The 14,883-nt window shown below is 72.6% G+C and carries 14 protein-coding genes; 4 read left to right on the top strand and 10 right to left on the bottom strand.

The features are described 5' to 3' along the window. The coding region (locus tag AB0L89_RS28220) for a hypothetical protein (RefSeq protein WP_365146544.1) at positions 1 to 229 on the top strand (229 nt) is incomplete at its 5' end. Between the two features lie 439 nt (positions 230 to 668). Further along, positions 669 to 1,679 (top strand): tryptophan--tRNA ligase, encoded by a 1,011-nt coding sequence (gene trpS / locus AB0L89_RS28215; RefSeq protein WP_365146541.1) that lies wholly within the window; start codon positions 669 to 671, stop codon positions 1,677 to 1,679. Positions 1,680 to 1,782: 103 nt separating this feature from the next. Here the strand turns inward: trpS and proC are convergent, their stop codons facing one another. From proC to AB0L89_RS28200, 3 genes are all read right to left on the bottom strand, one after another. Next, on the bottom strand, positions 1,783 to 2,607 hold the full coding sequence (gene proC / locus AB0L89_RS28210; RefSeq protein ID WP_365146538.1) for a pyrroline-5-carboxylate reductase: 825 nt from the start codon (positions 2,605 to 2,607) through the stop codon (positions 1,783 to 1,785). 126 nt (positions 2,608 to 2,733) lie between these two features. After that, positions 2,734 to 3,471: an ABC transporter permease gene (locus AB0L89_RS28205; protein ID WP_365146535.1), complete on the bottom strand. Its 738-nt coding sequence runs from the start codon at positions 3,469 to 3,471 to the stop codon at positions 2,734 to 2,736. Next, positions 3,468 to 4,244 (bottom strand): ABC transporter ATP-binding protein, encoded by a 777-nt coding sequence (locus AB0L89_RS28200; RefSeq protein WP_365146532.1) that lies wholly within the window; start codon positions 4,242 to 4,244, stop codon positions 3,468 to 3,470. The genes AB0L89_RS28205 and AB0L89_RS28200 overlap by 4 nt, the downstream gene beginning before the upstream one ends. A 368-nt stretch (positions 4,245 to 4,612) precedes the next feature. Here AB0L89_RS28200 and AB0L89_RS28195 point away from each other — a divergent pair, with 368 nt between their 5' ends. Further along, positions 4,613 to 6,115 carry a SulP family inorganic anion transporter gene (locus AB0L89_RS28195; RefSeq protein ID WP_365146529.1) on the top strand — a complete coding sequence of 501 codons (1,503 nt, stop codon included), beginning with the start codon at positions 4,613 to 4,615 and terminating at the stop codon, positions 6,113 to 6,115. Here the strand turns inward: AB0L89_RS28195 and AB0L89_RS28190 are convergent. Both AB0L89_RS28190 and AB0L89_RS28185 read right to left on the bottom strand, forming a co-directional pair. Next, positions 6,076 to 6,837 (bottom strand): class I SAM-dependent methyltransferase, encoded by a 762-nt coding sequence (locus AB0L89_RS28190; RefSeq protein WP_365146526.1) that lies wholly within the window; start codon positions 6,835 to 6,837, stop codon positions 6,076 to 6,078. The two genes, AB0L89_RS28195 and AB0L89_RS28190, sit on opposite strands and share 40 nt — an antisense overlap. A 51-nt stretch (positions 6,838 to 6,888) precedes the next feature. Beyond that, the gene (locus AB0L89_RS28185) at positions 6,889 to 7,437 is read right to left on the bottom strand and encodes an EamA/RhaT family transporter (RefSeq protein ID WP_365146598.1); all 549 of its coding nucleotides are present in this window, start codon (positions 7,435 to 7,437) and stop codon (positions 6,889 to 6,891) included. Positions 7,438 to 7,678: 241 nt separating this feature from the next. On the opposite strand from AB0L89_RS28185, the gene AB0L89_RS28180 reads away from it, so the two are divergent. Continuing rightward, complete coding sequence (locus AB0L89_RS28180; RefSeq protein WP_365146523.1) at positions 7,679 to 9,937, top strand: protein kinase; 2,259 nt, start codon at positions 7,679 to 7,681, stop codon at positions 9,935 to 9,937. A 36-nt stretch (positions 9,938 to 9,973) separates the two neighbouring features. On the opposite strand, the gene AB0L89_RS28175 is transcribed toward AB0L89_RS28180, so the two are convergent. From AB0L89_RS28175 to AB0L89_RS28155, 5 genes are all read right to left on the bottom strand, one after another. After that, a complete protein-coding gene (locus AB0L89_RS28175; protein WP_365146595.1) occupies positions 9,974 to 10,198 on the bottom strand; it encodes an SH3 domain-containing protein in 225 nt (74 codons plus the stop codon). 183 nt (positions 10,199 to 10,381) lie between these two features. After that, on the bottom strand, positions 10,382 to 12,235 hold the full coding sequence (ilvD, locus tag AB0L89_RS28170) for a dihydroxy-acid dehydratase (protein WP_365146520.1): 1,854 nt from the start codon (positions 12,233 to 12,235) through the stop codon (positions 10,382 to 10,384). A 155-nt stretch (positions 12,236 to 12,390) separates the two neighbouring features. Next, positions 12,391 to 13,023: a TetR family transcriptional regulator gene (locus AB0L89_RS28165; RefSeq protein WP_365146517.1), complete on the bottom strand. Its 633-nt coding sequence runs from the start codon at positions 13,021 to 13,023 to the stop codon at positions 12,391 to 12,393. Continuing rightward, positions 13,020 to 13,844: a sugar phosphate isomerase/epimerase gene (locus AB0L89_RS28160; protein WP_365146514.1), complete on the bottom strand. Its 825-nt coding sequence runs from the start codon at positions 13,842 to 13,844 to the stop codon at positions 13,020 to 13,022. Before AB0L89_RS28160 ends, AB0L89_RS28165 begins: the two co-directional genes overlap by 4 nt. Before the next feature lie 104 nt (positions 13,845 to 13,948). Continuing rightward, positions 13,949 to 14,881: a Ppx/GppA phosphatase family protein gene (locus tag AB0L89_RS28155; protein ID WP_365146511.1), complete on the bottom strand. Its 933-nt coding sequence runs from the start codon at positions 14,879 to 14,881 to the stop codon at positions 13,949 to 13,951. Positions 14,882 to 14,883: the final 2 nt, after the last annotated feature.

Raw genomic sequence — 14,883 nt, 5'->3', positions numbered from 1 at the left:
TCGGGCTTTCCTCCGGGCGCTTCCCTTCGGTGTTTCTTTTGTTCTTGCGTTTCCGACTCTATCAGACTCTTTCGTGTCCGATTTCCTCGGTGCCTTCCCGGTTCCCGCTCCGGCCTATCGGCTTTCGCGTTTCCCTTTCCGGCGGTTCCGACTCTATCAGATCCTTTCGGGCCTGACTCCCAGTCAGCGAGGTTTGTCTTCGCGGCTGTTGGGCCGTTCCGACGAGTGAGACTTTAGCGGAATCTCGGCTCCCGACCTAATCGGGGGCGTCCTTTCGAACGCCGATTCCTCATTTCGCAAATACGCATGTAAACGAGACGACAGCGGAGCCCAGAAGAGAGCACGACATCGATCGCTTGAATGGTTGTTGCGGAATGGCTGCCCGGGGACCGACCGAGTGCTGATTGGTCGACGCTCACGTCGGGCAACTCGGAGAACACTACGTATCCGCCCCGGGAGTGTCAACTCCCGACCGCGAGGGCCCCGGGAGGGCTACCCTGGGAGGCGTGACTACACATGCGTACACCCAACTGTGGTGGGCCGCCTGACGGCGGCCGCGCTTGCGCATGTACTCAACGGCCGCCGCCTCGGCGGCCGTTCTCGTTTCTCCCCCTGGAGGACCTGAAGCCCGGTCGTCGGGTCGGCGGTCCTGATCAGGAGGCGGAGAGATGACGAGGATCTTCAGCGGGGTCAAGCCGACGGGGCATCTGACCCTCGGGAACTACCTGGGCGCCGTCCGGCAGTGGGCAGAGGTCGACCAGTACCGGGCCGACTCGCTCTTCAGCATCGTCGACCTGCACGCGCTGACCGTGGACCACGATCCCGGCCGGGTGCGAAGGCTCAGTCGGCAGGCGGCGACGCTGCTGCTCGCGTCGGGGATCGATCCCGAGCAGGCCACGGTCTTCGTCCAGAGCCATGTGGACGAGCACGCCCGGCTCTCGTATCTGCTGGAGTGCGTCGCGACGGACGGCGAGATGCGGCGGATGATCCAGTACAAGGAGAAGTCCGTGCGGGAGCGGGCGCGGGGCGGGAGCGTACGGCTGTCTCTGCTCACCTATCCCGTGCTGATGGCGGCGGACATCCTGGCCTATGGCGCCGACGAAGTGCCCGTCGGCGAGGACCAGACGCAGCACGTCGAGCTGACGCGGGATCTGGCGGTGCGGTTCAACCAGCGGTACGGACAGACCTTCGTCGTGCCGCGGGCCACGCCGCCCAAGGTGGCGGCGCGGGTCATGGACCTGCAGGACCCGACGTCGAAGATGGGCAAGTCCCACGAGGCCGGCGCGGGGATCGTCTACCTGCTGGACGAGCCGGACGTGGCGCGGAAGAAGATCCTGCGCGCCGTCACCGACAGCGGCAGCGAGGTCGCGTACGACCGGGAGGCCAAGCCCGGCGTCTCCAACCTGCTCGAGATCCTCGCCGCCTGCCGCGGAGGGAACCCGGAGGCCTTGAGCGGTGTATATGAGTCGTACGGCGCACTGAAGAAGGACACCGCCGAGGCCGTGGTGGAGCTCCTCAGGCCCGTACAGGACCGTCACAAGGAACTGGTGGCGGATCCCTCGTACGTGGAGGAGGTGCTGCGGCGTGGTGCTGAGCGGGCCAGGGAGATGGCCAAGCCGACGGTGGACGGTGCCTATCGGGCGATCGGGCTGCTGCCGCCCGTGGGCGAGACGCGGTAGACGGAGAGCGGGGTCCGGCCGGGGCGGGCCCGGCTGTGGCGGGGTGCGTGCTCCCGTCACGGCCGGGCCGCGCCGGGGCCGTGCCCTGGTGCGGGCGGTCGCGTCAGTTGTTGTTGCCGGACGCCAGCTCGCGGCTGCGGTCGCGGGCCGCTTCGAGGGCCGCGATGAGGGCCGCGCGCACCCCGTGGTTCTCCAGCTCGCGGATGGCGTTGATCGTCGTGCCCGCGGGAGACGTGACGTTCTCGCGGAGCTTCACCGGGTGCTCGCCGCTGTCGCGGAGCATGACGGACGCGCCGACCGCCGCCTGGACGATCAGGTCGTGGGCCTTGTCGCGGGGCAGGCCGAGCAGGATGCCCGCGTCGGTCATGGCCTCGACCAGGAAATAGAAGTAGGCGGGGCCCGATCCGGACAGCGCGGTGCAGGCGTCCTGCTGGGTCTCGGGGACGCGCAGCGTCTTGCCGACGGCGCCGAAGATGTCCTCCGCGTGGGAGAGCGCGGCGGCGGAGGCGTGGCTGCCGGCCGAGATGACGGACATGCCCTCGTCGACGAGGACGGGAGTGTTCGGCATGACGCGGACGACCGGGGTGCCCTCGGCCAGGCGCTCTTCGATGAAGGCGGTGGTGATGCCCGCGGCGGCGCTGACGATCAGGCGGTCGGGGGTGACGTGCGGGGCGAGCTCGTCGAGCAGCTTGGTCATGTCCTGCGGCTTGCAGGCGAGGATCAGGGTGTCGGCCTGCTTGGCGGCCTCGGCGTTGCTGACGGGCGTGACGCCATAGCGGGTGCGGAGTTCGTCGGCGCGCTCCTGGCGGCGGGTGGTGACCAGGAGGTCGGTCGGCGCCCAGCCGCCGCGGATCATGCCGCTGAGCAGGGCTTCACCGATCTTTCCGGTGCCGAGGACTGCGACTTTCTGGCTCGTCTTGCTGCTCATGAGCGGGGGCCTCCGGGGGTGCGTCGTTCGGAGGCCATCCTCGCACTGGGATTCCGGGGGCAGTGGGGCTGTCCGGTGGGCGGACTCCGGGTGGGCGGGCCGGGGCGGACGTGGGTGGGCCGCCGGTCACGGCGTGCGGCGGCGCAGGGTCGCGGCGCCCAGGCACAGCACCAGCACCGCGCAGGCGGCGACGATGACGGCGTCGCGCACGAAGGCGCCGGTGATGTCGGGGTGGCGGAGGACTTCGTTCATGCCGTCGACGGCATACGACATGGGGAGGACGTCGGAGATCGATTCGAGGACCGGCTGCATCTCGGAGCGCGGTGCGAACAGGCCGCAGAGGAGCAGCTGGGGGAAGATCACCGCCGGCATGAACTGGACGGCCTGGAACTCGGAGGCGGCGAAGGCCGAGACGAAGAGGCCGAGTGCGGTGCCGAGCAGGGCGTCGAGCAGGGCGACCAGGAGGAGCAGCCAGGCGGAGCCGGTGACGTCCAGGCCGAGGGCCCACAGGGCGAGGCCGGTGGCGAGGACCGACTGGACGACCGCGAGGGCGCCGAAGGCGAGGGCGTATCCGGCGATGAGGTCGCCTTTGGCGAGGGGCATGGCGAGGAGGCGTTCGAGGGTGCCGGAGGTGCGTTCGCGGAGGGTGGCGATCGAGGTCACCAGGAACATCGTGATGAGGGGGAAGATGCCGAGCAGCGAGGCGCCGATGGAGTCGAAGGTGCGCGGGCTGCCGTCGAACACATAGCGGAGGAGCAGCAGCATCACGCAGGGGACCAGGAGCATCAGCGCGATGGAGCGCGGGTCGTGGCGGAGCTGGCGCAGGACGCGGGCCGCGGTGGCGAAGGTGCGGTAGGCGCTCATCGGGGGCTCCTGGCTGGGCTGGGGGTTTCGGCGGCCTGGTCGACGAGGTGGAGGAAGGCCTCTTCGACCGTGTCGGAGTGGGTGCGGGTGCGCAGGGCGTCGGGGGTGTCGTCGGCGAGGAGTTCGCCCTCGCGCATGAGGAGGAGGCGGTGGCAGCGTTCTGCCTCGTCCATGACGTGGGAGGAGACGAGGATCGTGGCGCCGCGGTCGGCGGCGAGGGTGTGGAAGAGCTGCCAGAGGTCGCGGCGCAGGACGGGGTCGAGGCCGACGGTGGGCTCGTCGAGGACGAGGAGTTCGGGGGTGCCGAGGAGGGCGACGGCCAGGGAGACGCGGCTGCGCTGGCCGCCGGAGAGGTTGCCGGCCAGGACGTCGGCGTGGGAGGCGAGGTCGACGTCGTCGAGGACGCGGTCGACGTCGCGGCGGCGGGCGGTCGCGGTGGCGCGGCCTGGGGCGAGGACAGCGGCGAAGTAGTCGAGGTTCTGGCGGACGGAGAGGTCGTCGTAGACGGAGGGGGCCTGGGTGACGTAGCCGATGCGGGAGCGGAGGCCGGGGGCGCCGGCGGGGTGGTCGAGAACGTTCAGGGTGCCGGTGACCTTGGCCTGGGTGCCGACGATCGCGCGCATGAGCGTGGACTTGCCGCAGCCGGAGGGGCCGAGGAGGCCGGTGATCTGTCCTCGGGGGACGGCGAAGTCGAGGCCGCGCAGGACGGTGCGGGGGCCTCGGACGACGGTCAGGGCCTTGGCCTGGATGGCCGGGCTTCGATTATTCATCATGTGATGAATAATCCTCTCGGGGGTGCGCCCCGTCAAGGAACCGCACATCCGGAGGTGCGTGCGAGGAGGAGAAGGGGGAGGCGGTTGCGAGGAAGCGAGTACGAAGGGGGTGAGTGCTCGGGGCGTATGGGTGGGGGTGCGCCGCTGGGGTGCGCGTTCAGGGGGCGTGCGCGTGGAGGGGGCGGGTGGGTGTGACCCCGTGCTTCCGGTGGGACGTGGAGACGGGCCGGGGGCGCTGCGCGATCAACTGCCGTACGTGACAATGGATTTCAGCGTCGCGGACTCCCCCGCCCCGGCGCCCGTACCCACGCATCTCCCGTTTCCGCAGCGCGTACGTACGCGTGCGCGTTCATCGCCGGAGGTGCCCGTTGTCCGTTTTCTTGGCCAAGCCGCTTCCCCGTACCGCGCGAGCCGATCTCGTCGCGTCGCTCGTCGTCTTTCTTGTCGCTCTTCCTCTCTGTCTCGGTGTCGCCGTCGCGTCGGGGGTGCCCGCCGAGGTCGGCATCGTGACGGGCATCGTCGGCGGGCTGGTCGTCGGTGCGTTGCCGGGCAGCAGCCTGCAGGTCAGCGGGCCCGCGGCCGGGCTGACGGTGCTCGTGTACGAGGCGGTGCGGGCGTATGGGCTCGCCGCGCTCGGGGTGCTCGTGCTGGCCGCGGGGCTGGTGCAGATCGCGTTGGGGGCGCTGCGGCTCGGGCGGTGGTTCCGTGCCGTGTCGGTCGCCGTGGTGCAGGGGATGCTCGCGGGGATCGGGCTCGTGCTGATCGCCGGGCAGCTGTACGCGCTGGGGGACGTCGCCGCGCCGGCCGGGGCGGGCGGGAAGATCGCCGGTCTTGCCGGGCTCGCGGGGGCCGCCGAGCCCGCCGCGCTCGCCGTGGGCGCGGGGACGGTGCTGGTGCTCGTCCTGTGGCCGCGCTGGCGGGCGGCCGCGCGGCTCCTGCCCGCGCCGCTGGTCGCGGTCGTGCTGGCCGCGGCGGTCACGGCGGTGCTGCGGCTGCCCGTGCGCAGGATCGAGGTGCACGGGCTGCTGGACGCGGTGCGGCCGCCGGGGGCTGGCGAGTTCGCGCGGCTGACGGAAGTGGGCGTGGTCGGGACCGTGCTGGCGTTCGCGCTGATCGCGTCCGCGGAGTCGCTGTTCAGTGCCGCGGCGGTGGACCGGCTGCACCAGGGGCGGCGCACGGACTACGACAAGGAGCTGATCGCGCAGGGCACGGGGAACGCGGTGTGCGGGCTGCTCGGCGCGCTGCCGATGACCGCCGTGATCGTACGCAGCGCGGCGAACGTGCGGGCCGGGGCGCGGACCAAGGCGTCGCGGGTGCTGCACGGGGTGTGGCTGCTGCTCTTCGCGGCCGCGCTGCCCGCGGCGCTCGGGCTGATTCCGGTGGCGGCGCTGGCGGGGCTGCTGGTGCACGCGGGGTGCAAGCTCATTCCCGTGCGGGAGCTGGTGCCGTTGTGGCGGGAGCACCGAGGCGAGGCGGTGGTGCTCGGGGTGACGGCCGTGGCGATCGTCGGGACCAACCTCTTCGAGGGCGTGCTGATCGGGCTGGCGCTCGCGGTCGGCAAGACGGCGTGGGACATCAGCCATGTGCACGTCGAGACCGTGGACCGGGGCGCGGCGGGCCTGGTCGTCCGCGTGATCGGCAACGCCACCTTCCTGCGGTTGCCCAAGCTGCTGGACGCGTTGGAGGCGCTGCCGGTCGACCGGCGGGTGCGGCTCGACCTCGCGGGGCTGCGCCATGTCGACCACGCGTGCGCGGCGGCGCTGGAGGGGTGGGTCCAGCGCCGCGAGCCGCAGTCGGCGAAGGAGGGGGCGGACGAGGGGGCGGACGAGGATCAGGCGGGGCGGATCGCGACCAGCAGGTCGACGACGTAGCGCTCCTCGACCACCGCGTCCGGGAAGACCTGGAGCAGTTCGGCGCGCTCCTCGGCGAGGAAGGCCGCGGTGCGTTCCTCGCCGAGGACCAGGAACGCCGAGTGCGTGCCGAGGTTGGCGAGGTGGGTGTCCAGGGGGACGCTGCGGCTCCAGCGGACGCGGTCGCGGCGGAAGTCCAGGGCGGTCGTCAGCCTGCTGGTGCGGTCGGCGGTGTGGCGGGCGTCGTCCTCCATGCCGAGGAAGCGGGCGACGCGTGCGGTCTGGGCGTCGAACCACGACGTCTCGGGGTCCTGGACGTTCCACCACAGGGCGAGGGCGCCGCCGGGGCGCAGCACGCGCAGGGCCTCGGGCACGGAGCGTTCCTGGTCGGTCCAGTGCCAGGCCTGGGCGTAGGTGAGGAGGTCGGCGCAGGCGTCGGCCAGGGGCAGGGCGTTGCCGTCGCCGCGTACGAGAGGGGTGCGCGGCAGGGTGCGGCGGAACTGCTCGGCCATGCCCTGGCCGGGTTCGACGGCGACGACGTCGGCGCCCCGGTCGACGAGGAGGGCGCTGGCGATGCCGGTGCCGGCGCCCACGTCGACGACGCGGGCGCCGGTGAGGGGGCGGCCCGCGAGGCGTTCGACGGCGTCGAAGAGGGCGGGCGGATAGGAGGGGCGGTACGCGGCGTAGCGGGCGGCGGCGGCGTTGAAGGAGTGGGCGCGGGACGGGGCGGGCGCAGGGGTCATGCGGTCATCGTGGCCTCGCGGCACCGGTCGGCGAAAGGCCGTGGCGCCGGGTCAGCGCTTGCGCTTCTTCTTGGAGGGGTTGCCCGTGCGGCGTGCCGTGCGCTTCTCGTACTGCTCGCGTGCCGTCTCGTACTCGTCGCGGTGCAGCTTCTCGCCGGGGGCCTCGGTCAGGGAGCGGAAGAAGTAGGCGAGGAGGCTGCCGATGAAGCCGATCGTCAGCAGGCCGCGCATGGAGGCCTGGGACGCCGGGTCGTGGCGGCGGGTGAACCCCTCCCAGGTGCGGCGGAAGGCGAGGGCGCTGCAGATCGCGAACATCACGACGACGAGGAGGTTCACGAACGTGCCCACGTTCGCGATGGTCAGGCCCTCGTAGGCGAAGCGCAGCACGAAGCAGCCGGCGGCCGCCGCGAGCAGGGAGCCGACGGCGACACCGGCGCGGCGGGCTCCGTAGCCGCCGTCGTGGTCGAGCCAGGTCGTCCCGAAGAAACGGAGCGGCTCGGGCTGCGGGCCGGGCGCGGTGCCTGAGGTGTCGGTGGGGCCGGAGGTGCCCGTGGGACCAGAGGTGCCCGTGGGGCCGGAGGTGTCGGTAGAGGCGGACACACCGGTGGAGCCGGACACACCGGTGGTGCCGGACGTGCCGGTGGGGCCTTGGGTGCCGGATTCTTCGCTCACCGTTTGATTATCGCCTGCCGGGGCGGACGGACCGTCGCCCCCGGGCGCGACGGCACGCCCTATTCGTCCCCCGCCTTGCCAGGCCGCCCGGCCCGGCAGCTAGTTTGGGCTGCGTAAGGCGTAACCGGGACTGATGCGCAACCGGGGAACACGGGGGAGGTCGGTGCGAGTGTCGCTCCGCGGAGGAGACCCTGAGGAGATCGGCGGCTACCCGCTGGAGGCCCGCCTCGGCTCGGGCGGCATGGGCACGGTCTTCCTGGCACGTACGGCATCGGGGCGCCCGGTCGCGATCAAGCTGATCCACCAGCAGTTCGCGGACGACGACGAGTTCCGGATCCGGTTCCGGCAGGAGGTGGCCGCGGCCCGGCGGGTCAGCGGCGCCTTCACGGCGGCCGTGATCGACGCCGACCCCGAGGCCGAGCACCCCTGGATGGCCACCGCGTACATCGAGGGCCCCACCCTCGCCCAGCGCATCGCCAAGCAGGGCCCCATCGGCGGTGCCGAGCTGCGCACACTGGCCATCGGGCTCACGGAGGCGCTGCGCGACATCCACCGCGCGGGCGTCGTCCACCGCGACCTCAAGCCGTCGAACGTGGTCCTCTCCTCGGAGGGCCCCCGCGTCATCGACTTCGGCATCTCGCGCGCGGCGGACCAGCAGACGCTGACGATGACGGGGCGGGTGATCGGCACGCCGCCGTTCATGTCGCCCGAGCAGTTGCAGGCACCGCGCGGGGTCGGGCCGCGCTCCGACGTCTTCTCGCTGGGCACGCTGCTGGTGTACGCGGCGACGGGTCAGGGGCCCTTCGACGCGGACAGCCCGTACATGACGGCGTATCAAGTGGTGCACGAGGCGCCCGCGCTGGACATGGTGCCGGACAAGCTGCGGCAGGTGGTCGAGCCGTGTCTGGCGAAGACGCCGGACGACCGGCCCTCGGCGGATGAGCTGCTCGTACGGCTGCGGGACCTGCCCGCCGACCTGGGCGGCGCGGCGGGGCCCGCGGCGGCCGGGCGCAGCACGCGCGAGACGGACACGCAGCACCATCTGTCGGCGGACGACGACACCCCGGCGCCGGTCGCCTCGCCCGCGCCCGCCGGTTCGGCCGACGGCACCGCCCCCGGCTCCGACCCGGGCACCCTGATGGGCGGCCGCCTGCGCCGCCGCTGGCGCCCGGTGCTCGCCGCCGCCGTGGCCGTGGCCGCGATCGGCGGCGGGGTCGCGGTGATGCGGGCCGGCGACTCGGACGGCGGGGGCGACCGGGGCCACGACATCGCGGCGGCCGGGGCGCGGCTGCCGGGCGGCTTCGCGCCGTGGCGCAAGACCGTCAAGGGCGGCCGCGAGGACCTCTCGGACGAGCTGCGCTGCGTGACGCGGGGCGACGCGCTGTTCTGCGGGGGCGGCGGGGTCGTGGCGACACGGCTCCGGCTCTCCGACGGCTCCCGGGTCTGGACGGAGAAGAGCCCCGGCATCCCGGTGCAGGGCATGCACCTGGTGGGCGCCACCGACGACACGGTGCTCGGCTACCGCTTCGCGGCCGAGGACGCGCCGGGCGACCCGGCCACCGAAGTGGTCGCCGTCGACGCGGACAAGGGCGACGAGCTGTGGTCGGTGCCGTCGGGCGCCCAGTCGACGGCCGTGACCGGGCGTACGCAGGACGCCGTGGTCGTCGGCTCGACGGTCGTGACGGTCGACGCGTCGAACACCCGCTTGGAGGCCCGGCGCGCGCACAGCGGCTCGGTCGCCTGGAAGCAGCCGTTCCCCTCGGGCACGCAGTGCGCCCCGGTCCCCGCGGGCCCCCGCCTCTACGCGATGTGCGCGCCGGCCGCCGAGCTGTCGGCGAACGAGGTGCGCCACTCCACCCTGCACGTCGTCGACCTCGCCTCGGGGCGGCTCGGCAAGGCCGTCGCCCTCAAGGGCCCCGCCCAGCCGCTCGGCACCGCCGACGGCGGCCTCGTCCTCCTGCACCGGGACGAGCGGCGGCTCGAAACGATCGGCTACGACGGCGTGATGCGGGTGGACCAGGACACGCAGAAGGTCACGTACTCCCGGCTGCCGAAGACGTACGCGGGGACGCCGGGCCTGGTGGACGGCACGGTCTTCGTGAGCGGGCAGACCGGCATGGTCACGGCCTTCGACCCGGCGAACGGGCGCAAGAAGTGGTCCCGGCAGACCGGTGTGGAGGGCGTCTCGGGGCCGGTGGGCGGCGCCGGCGACGGGAATCTCTACTTCAGCTCGGCCAGCGGCCGGGTCGTCGCGCTCGCCGCGCGCGGGGGCGAGCCGCGGTGGACGACGAACCCGCGGGCCGAGGGCCTCGCGGGCGAGACGAACGCCAGCGCGCGCGTGAGCGTGGCCGGGAGCGTGGTGGTCGTGGCGGCCGCCACGAACACGGTGTTCGCCTTCGACGCGACGAAGCCGCCGAAGGCCGGCTGACGCACCGGTCCCGGCGGCTTCCCCACCCTGTGGACCTCAGCAGCGCGGCGCCACGTACCCGTCGCTGCCCGTACGGACGTACGTGTCCGAGATGTAGCGGCCGCTGCCGATGCGGTCCCACAGCTTCGACGTGCCCGTCGGGCCCGTGACCGTCTCGCCCGGCTTCTGGCACTGGATGGTGACGCGGGCGCCGGCGCGCAGGCGGCCGACCGTGCGGTACGAGGTGCCGGGGCCCGACCGGACGTTGACGTCCGCCACCACCGCGTAGGTCCTGGCCGCCGTGGCCTCGACGGCCTCGGCCGTCCCCGCCGTGTCCTGCGGCGCAATGACGTTCTCGCTCACCGTGCTCTCCCCCCGTAACGGGCGACGCGGGCCGCCCTCGGCATGTCGCTCACACCAAGGACGCACCCGCGCCGCACAAAGGTTCCCGTGAACCCTTCGGGGTCAGCCCAGCTTCGACACGTCCCGGACCGCGCCCTTGTCGGCGCTGGTCGCCATCGCCGCGTACGCGCGCAGGGCCGCGGAGACCTTGCGCTCGCGGGCCTTCGGCGCGTACACACCGCCGAGGGCGGCGCGGCGGGCGGCCAGTTCCTCGTCGGACACGAGGAGTTCGATCGAGCGGCCCGGGATGTCGATGCGGATCCGGTCGCCGTCCTCGACCAGCGCGATCGTGCCGCCGGACGCCGCCTCGGGCGAGGCGTGGCCGATCGACAGGCCCGACGTACCGCCGGAGAAGCGGCCGTCGGTGACCAGGGCGCAGGTCTTGCCGAGGCCGCGGCCCTTGAGGAAGGAGGTCGGGTAGAGCATCTCCTGCATGCCGGGGCCGCCCTTGGGGCCCTCGTAGCGGATGACGACGACGTCGCCCGCCGTGACCTGCTTGTTGAGGATCTTCTCGACGGCCTCCTCCTGCGACTCGCAGACGACCGCGGGGCCCTCGAACGTCCAGATCGACTCGTCGACGCCCGCGGTCTTCACCACGCAGCCGTCCACGGCGATGTTGCCCTTGAGGACGCCGAGGCCGCCGTCCTTGGAGTAGGCGTGGGCGACGTCGCGGATGCAGCCGTTCGCCGCGTCCGTGTCGAGGGTGTCCCAGCGCTCGGACTGCGAGAAGGCCTCGGCGGAGCGCTTGCAGCCGGGCGCCGCGTGCCACAGCTCGACCGCCTCGTCGGAGGCGGAGCCGGAGCGGATGTCCCAGGCGTCCAGCCACTCCTTGACCGAGGGCGAGTGGACGGTGTGCACGTCCTCGTTGAGCAGGCCGCCGCGGTAGAGCTCGCCGAGGAGCGCGGGGATGCCGCCGGCGCGGTGCACGTCCTCCATGTAGTACGTCGTGGTGGGCGCCGCGTTCGGGGCGACCTTGGCCAGGCAGGGGACGCGGCGCGAGACGGCGTCGATGTCGGAGAGGTCGTAGCCGACCTCGGCCTCCCGGGCGGCGGCCAGCAGGTGCAGGATCGTGTTGGTGGAGCCGCCCATGGCGATGTCGAGGGCCATGGCGTTCTCGAAGGCGGCGTGCGTGGCGATGTTGCGCGGCAGGACGGTGGCGTCGTCGCCGTCGTAGTAGCGCCTGGTGATGTCGACGACCGTCCGGCCCGCGCGCTCGTACAGCTCCTTGCGGGCGGTGTGCGTGGCGAGGACCGAGCCGTTGCCGGGCAGCGAGAGGCCGATGGCCTCGGTCAGGCAGTTCATCGAGTTGGCGGTGAACATGCCGGAACAGGAGCCGCAGGTCGGGCAGGCGTTCTCCTCGATACGGAGGATGTCCTCGTCCGAGATGCTCTCGTCGACCGCGTCGCTGATCGCGTTGACCAGGTCGAGCTTGCGGACCGTGCCGTCCACGAGGGTGGCCTTGCCGGCCTCCATCGGGCCGCCGGAGACGAAGACGGTGGGGATGTTGAGGCGCAGGGCCGCCATCAGCATGCCGGGGGTGATCTTGTCGCAGTTGGAGATGCAGATCAGGGCGTCGGCGCAGTGGGCCTCGACCATGTACTCGACCGAGTCGGCGATCAGGTCGCGCGAGGGCAGGGAGTACAGCATGCCGCCGTGGCCCATCGCGATGCCGTCGTCCACGGCGATCGTGTTGAACTCGCGCGGGATGCCGCCGGCCTCGCGGATCGCGTCGGAGACGATGCGGCCGACCGGCTGGAGGTGGGTGTGGCCGGGCACGAACTCCGTGAAGGAGTTGGCGACGGCGATGATCGGCTTCCGCCCGATGTCGGCCCCGGGTACACCGGAGGCGCGCATAAGGGCGCGGGCGCCCGCCATGTTGCGGCCGTGGGTGACGGTACGGGACCTCAGCTCGGGCATCGTCGCTCGCTCCTTCAGGGGTCCCTGGTGGGACCTTCGAGGCAGGGTAAGACTTGCTGCCGAGCGTACGCCGCCGCTCCAGGATCTGGACAGGCCGTCCGGATGGCGGGACGGGTGTCTCGGTGAGCGACCACCCGGCGCGCGAACAGGACGCGTCAGGGCCCGGTCAGATGCCCCTGCACCACCGGCGCCACCCGCGCCACGAGCAGCTCCGGGTCCGCCGACGCCAGTGGCTCGGCCTTGATCACGTACCGCAGCATGGCGACGCCCACCAGCTGCGCGGCCGCGAGCTCGGCCCGCAGCTGGGCGTCCGGCACCTCCAGGCGGCGCGCGATCCGGCCCAGGAGCTGGGTGGCGATGAGCCGCCGGAAGACCGCGGCGGCCGTTTCGTTGTTGACCGCGGAGCGCACGATGGCGAGCAGCGGGACGCGCGTCGCGGGGTTCTCCCAGACGCCGAGGATGAAGCGGGTCAGGCGCTCGCCGACCCCCTCCAGCGGGCCCTCCTCGATCGCGGCGGGCGCTTCCAGCGCGGGCGCGAAGGCGATCGTGACGGCCGCCTCGAAGACCTGCTCCTTGGTGCCGAAGTAGTGGTGCACGAGTGCGGAGTCCACCCCGGCGGCCTTGGCGATGCCGCGCACGGACGTCTTCTCGTACCCCCGTTCGGAGAACTCCTCGCGGGCCGCGTCCAGGATGCGGTCGCGCGTCGCGGGGCCGTTCTCCGACTGCGTACGGGAGGGGCGTCCCCTGCGGCGCGGGGCCGGGGGCCCGGACGGCGCGCCGGGGGTCATGAGCGGGGCACCCGCACCGCGGAGGCGAGGTGCAGCCGGGTGAAGGCGAGCGCCTCGGCGAGATCGGCCTCGCGTTCGGCGCTGGACATCGCGCGCCGCGTGTTGACCTCGATGACGACGTGCCCGTCGAAGCCGGTGGTGGCGAGGCGCTCCAGGAGCTCGGCGCAGGGCTGGGTGCCGCGGCCGGGGACCAGGTGCTCGTCCTTGCCGGAGCCCTTGCCGTCGGCGAGGTGGACGTGCGCGAGGCGGTCGCCCATGCGGTCGATCATGTCCATCGCGTCCGTGCGGGCGGTCGCGGTGTGCGAGAGGTCGACGGTGAAGTGGCGGTAGTCGTCCTGGGTGACGTCCCAGTCGGGGGCGTAGGCGAGCATCTCGCGGTCGCGGTAGCGCCAGGGGTACATGTTCTCGACGGCGAACCGCACGTCCGTCTCGTCGGCCATGCGCCAGATGCCGTCGACGAAGTCGCGCGCGTACTGCCGCTGCCAGCGGAAGGGCGGGTGCACGACGACGGCCGAGGCGTCCAGCTTCTCGGCGGCGGCCTTCGCGCGCTGGAGCTTGACCCAGGGGTCCGTGGACCAGACGCGCTGGGTGATCAGCAGGCAGGGCGCGTGCACGGCCAGGATCGGGATCCGGTGGTAGTCGCTCAGCCTGCGCAGGGCCTCGATGTCCTGGCTGACGGGGTCGGTCCAGACCATGACCTCGACGCCGTCGTAGCCCAGACGCGCGGCGATCTCGAAGGCCGTCGCCGTCGACTCCGGATAGACGGAGGCCGTCGACAGGGCGACCTTCGCATCCGGGACGCGCACCACTGGTTCTGCCACGAGGGACAGCGTACGGGCCCCGTCCGGGCGCCGGGGAGGTGACCTCCCAACACCCTGCTCAGAAGCCGTCGCACCCCGCTCGTGGCACGCGCCCCGCTCCTCCGCTACGCCTCCGGCAGGTGGTCCAGCCTGCGCAGGATGACGCCCTCGCGCAGTGCCCACGGGCAGATCTCCAGCGTCTCGACGCCGAAGAGGTCCATCGCGCCCTCCGCGACGAGCGCCCCCGCGAGCAGCTGTCCGGCCCGTCCCTCGGAGACGCCCGGCAGCTCCGCGCGCTCCTGCGCGGTCATCGCGGCGAGCTGTGGCACCCAGTCCTCCAGGGACTTCCGCTTGAGCTCGCGCTGGACGTAGAGCCCCTCGGCCGAGCGCGCGGCACCGGCGAGGCGGGCGAGCTGCTTGAACGTCTTCGACGTCGCCACGACGTGGTCGGGGGCGCCGAAGCGGCTGAACTCCCCCACCGTGCGGGCGATCTGGGCGCGCACATGGCGCCGCAGGGCCTTCACGTCGGAGGGGTCCGCCGGGTCCACGGGCAGCCAGCCCGCGGTCAGGCGTCCCGCGCCGAGCGGCAGGCTGACCGCGGCGTCCGGTTCCTCGTCGATGCCGTACGCGATCTCCAGCGAGCCGCCGCCGATGTCGAGGACGAGCAGCTTGCCCGCGGACCAGCCGAACCAGCGCCGCACGGCCAGGAAGGTCAGTCTCGCCTCCTCCTCGCCGGACAGGACCTGGAGGTCGACGCCGGTCTCGTCCCTGACGCGGGCGAGCACCTCGTCGGCGTTGGTCGCCTCGCGCACGGCGGAGGTGGCGAACGGCAGCACTTCCTCGACACCCTTGTCCTCGGCCGCCTCCATCGCCTCCCGGATGATGGAGACCAGCCGTTCGACGCCCTCGGGGCCGATCGCCCCGGCCGGGTCGAGGAGTTGGGCAAGGCGCAGGTCGGTCTTGTGCGAGTGCGCGGGCAGCGGGCGCGCGCCGGGGTGGGCGTCGACCACGAGCAGATGCACCGTGTTCGACCCCACGTCGAGGACACCGAGTCTCATGT

Source organism: Streptomyces sp. NPDC052114, from assembly GCF_040680155.1.
Lineage (GTDB): Bacteria > Actinomycetota > Actinomycetes > Streptomycetales > Streptomycetaceae > Streptomyces.
The sequence above is the reverse complement of the archived record's forward strand: the minus strand, read 5'-3'. Positions and strand labels throughout refer to the sequence as shown.

Excerpts from the sequence above, each read along its gene's own strand:
- trpS (WP_365146541.1), top strand. The coding sequence starts at position 669 with ATGACGAGGATCTTCAGCGGGGTCAAGCCGACGGGGCATCTGACCCTC.
- proC (WP_365146538.1), bottom strand. The coding sequence starts at position 2,607 with ATGAGCAGCAAGACGAGCCAGAAAGTCGCAGTCCTCGGCACCGGAAAG.
- AB0L89_RS28205 (WP_365146535.1), bottom strand. The coding sequence starts at position 3,471 with ATGAGCGCCTACCGCACCTTCGCCACCGCGGCCCGCGTCCTGCGCCAG.
- AB0L89_RS28200 (WP_365146532.1), bottom strand. The coding sequence starts at position 4,244 with ATGATGAATAATCGAAGCCCGGCCATCCAGGCCAAGGCCCTGACCGTC.
- AB0L89_RS28190 (WP_365146526.1), bottom strand. The coding sequence starts at position 6,837 with ATGACCCCTGCGCCCGCCCCGTCCCGCGCCCACTCCTTCAACGCCGCC.
- ilvD (WP_365146520.1), bottom strand. The coding sequence starts at position 12,235 with ATGCCCGAGCTGAGGTCCCGTACCGTCACCCACGGCCGCAACATGGCG.
- AB0L89_RS28165 (WP_365146517.1), bottom strand. The coding sequence starts at position 13,023 with ATGACCCCCGGCGCGCCGTCCGGGCCCCCGGCCCCGCGCCGCAGGGGA.
- AB0L89_RS28155 (WP_365146511.1), bottom strand. The coding sequence starts at position 14,881 with ATGAGACTCGGTGTCCTCGACGTGGGGTCGAACACGGTGCATCTGCTC.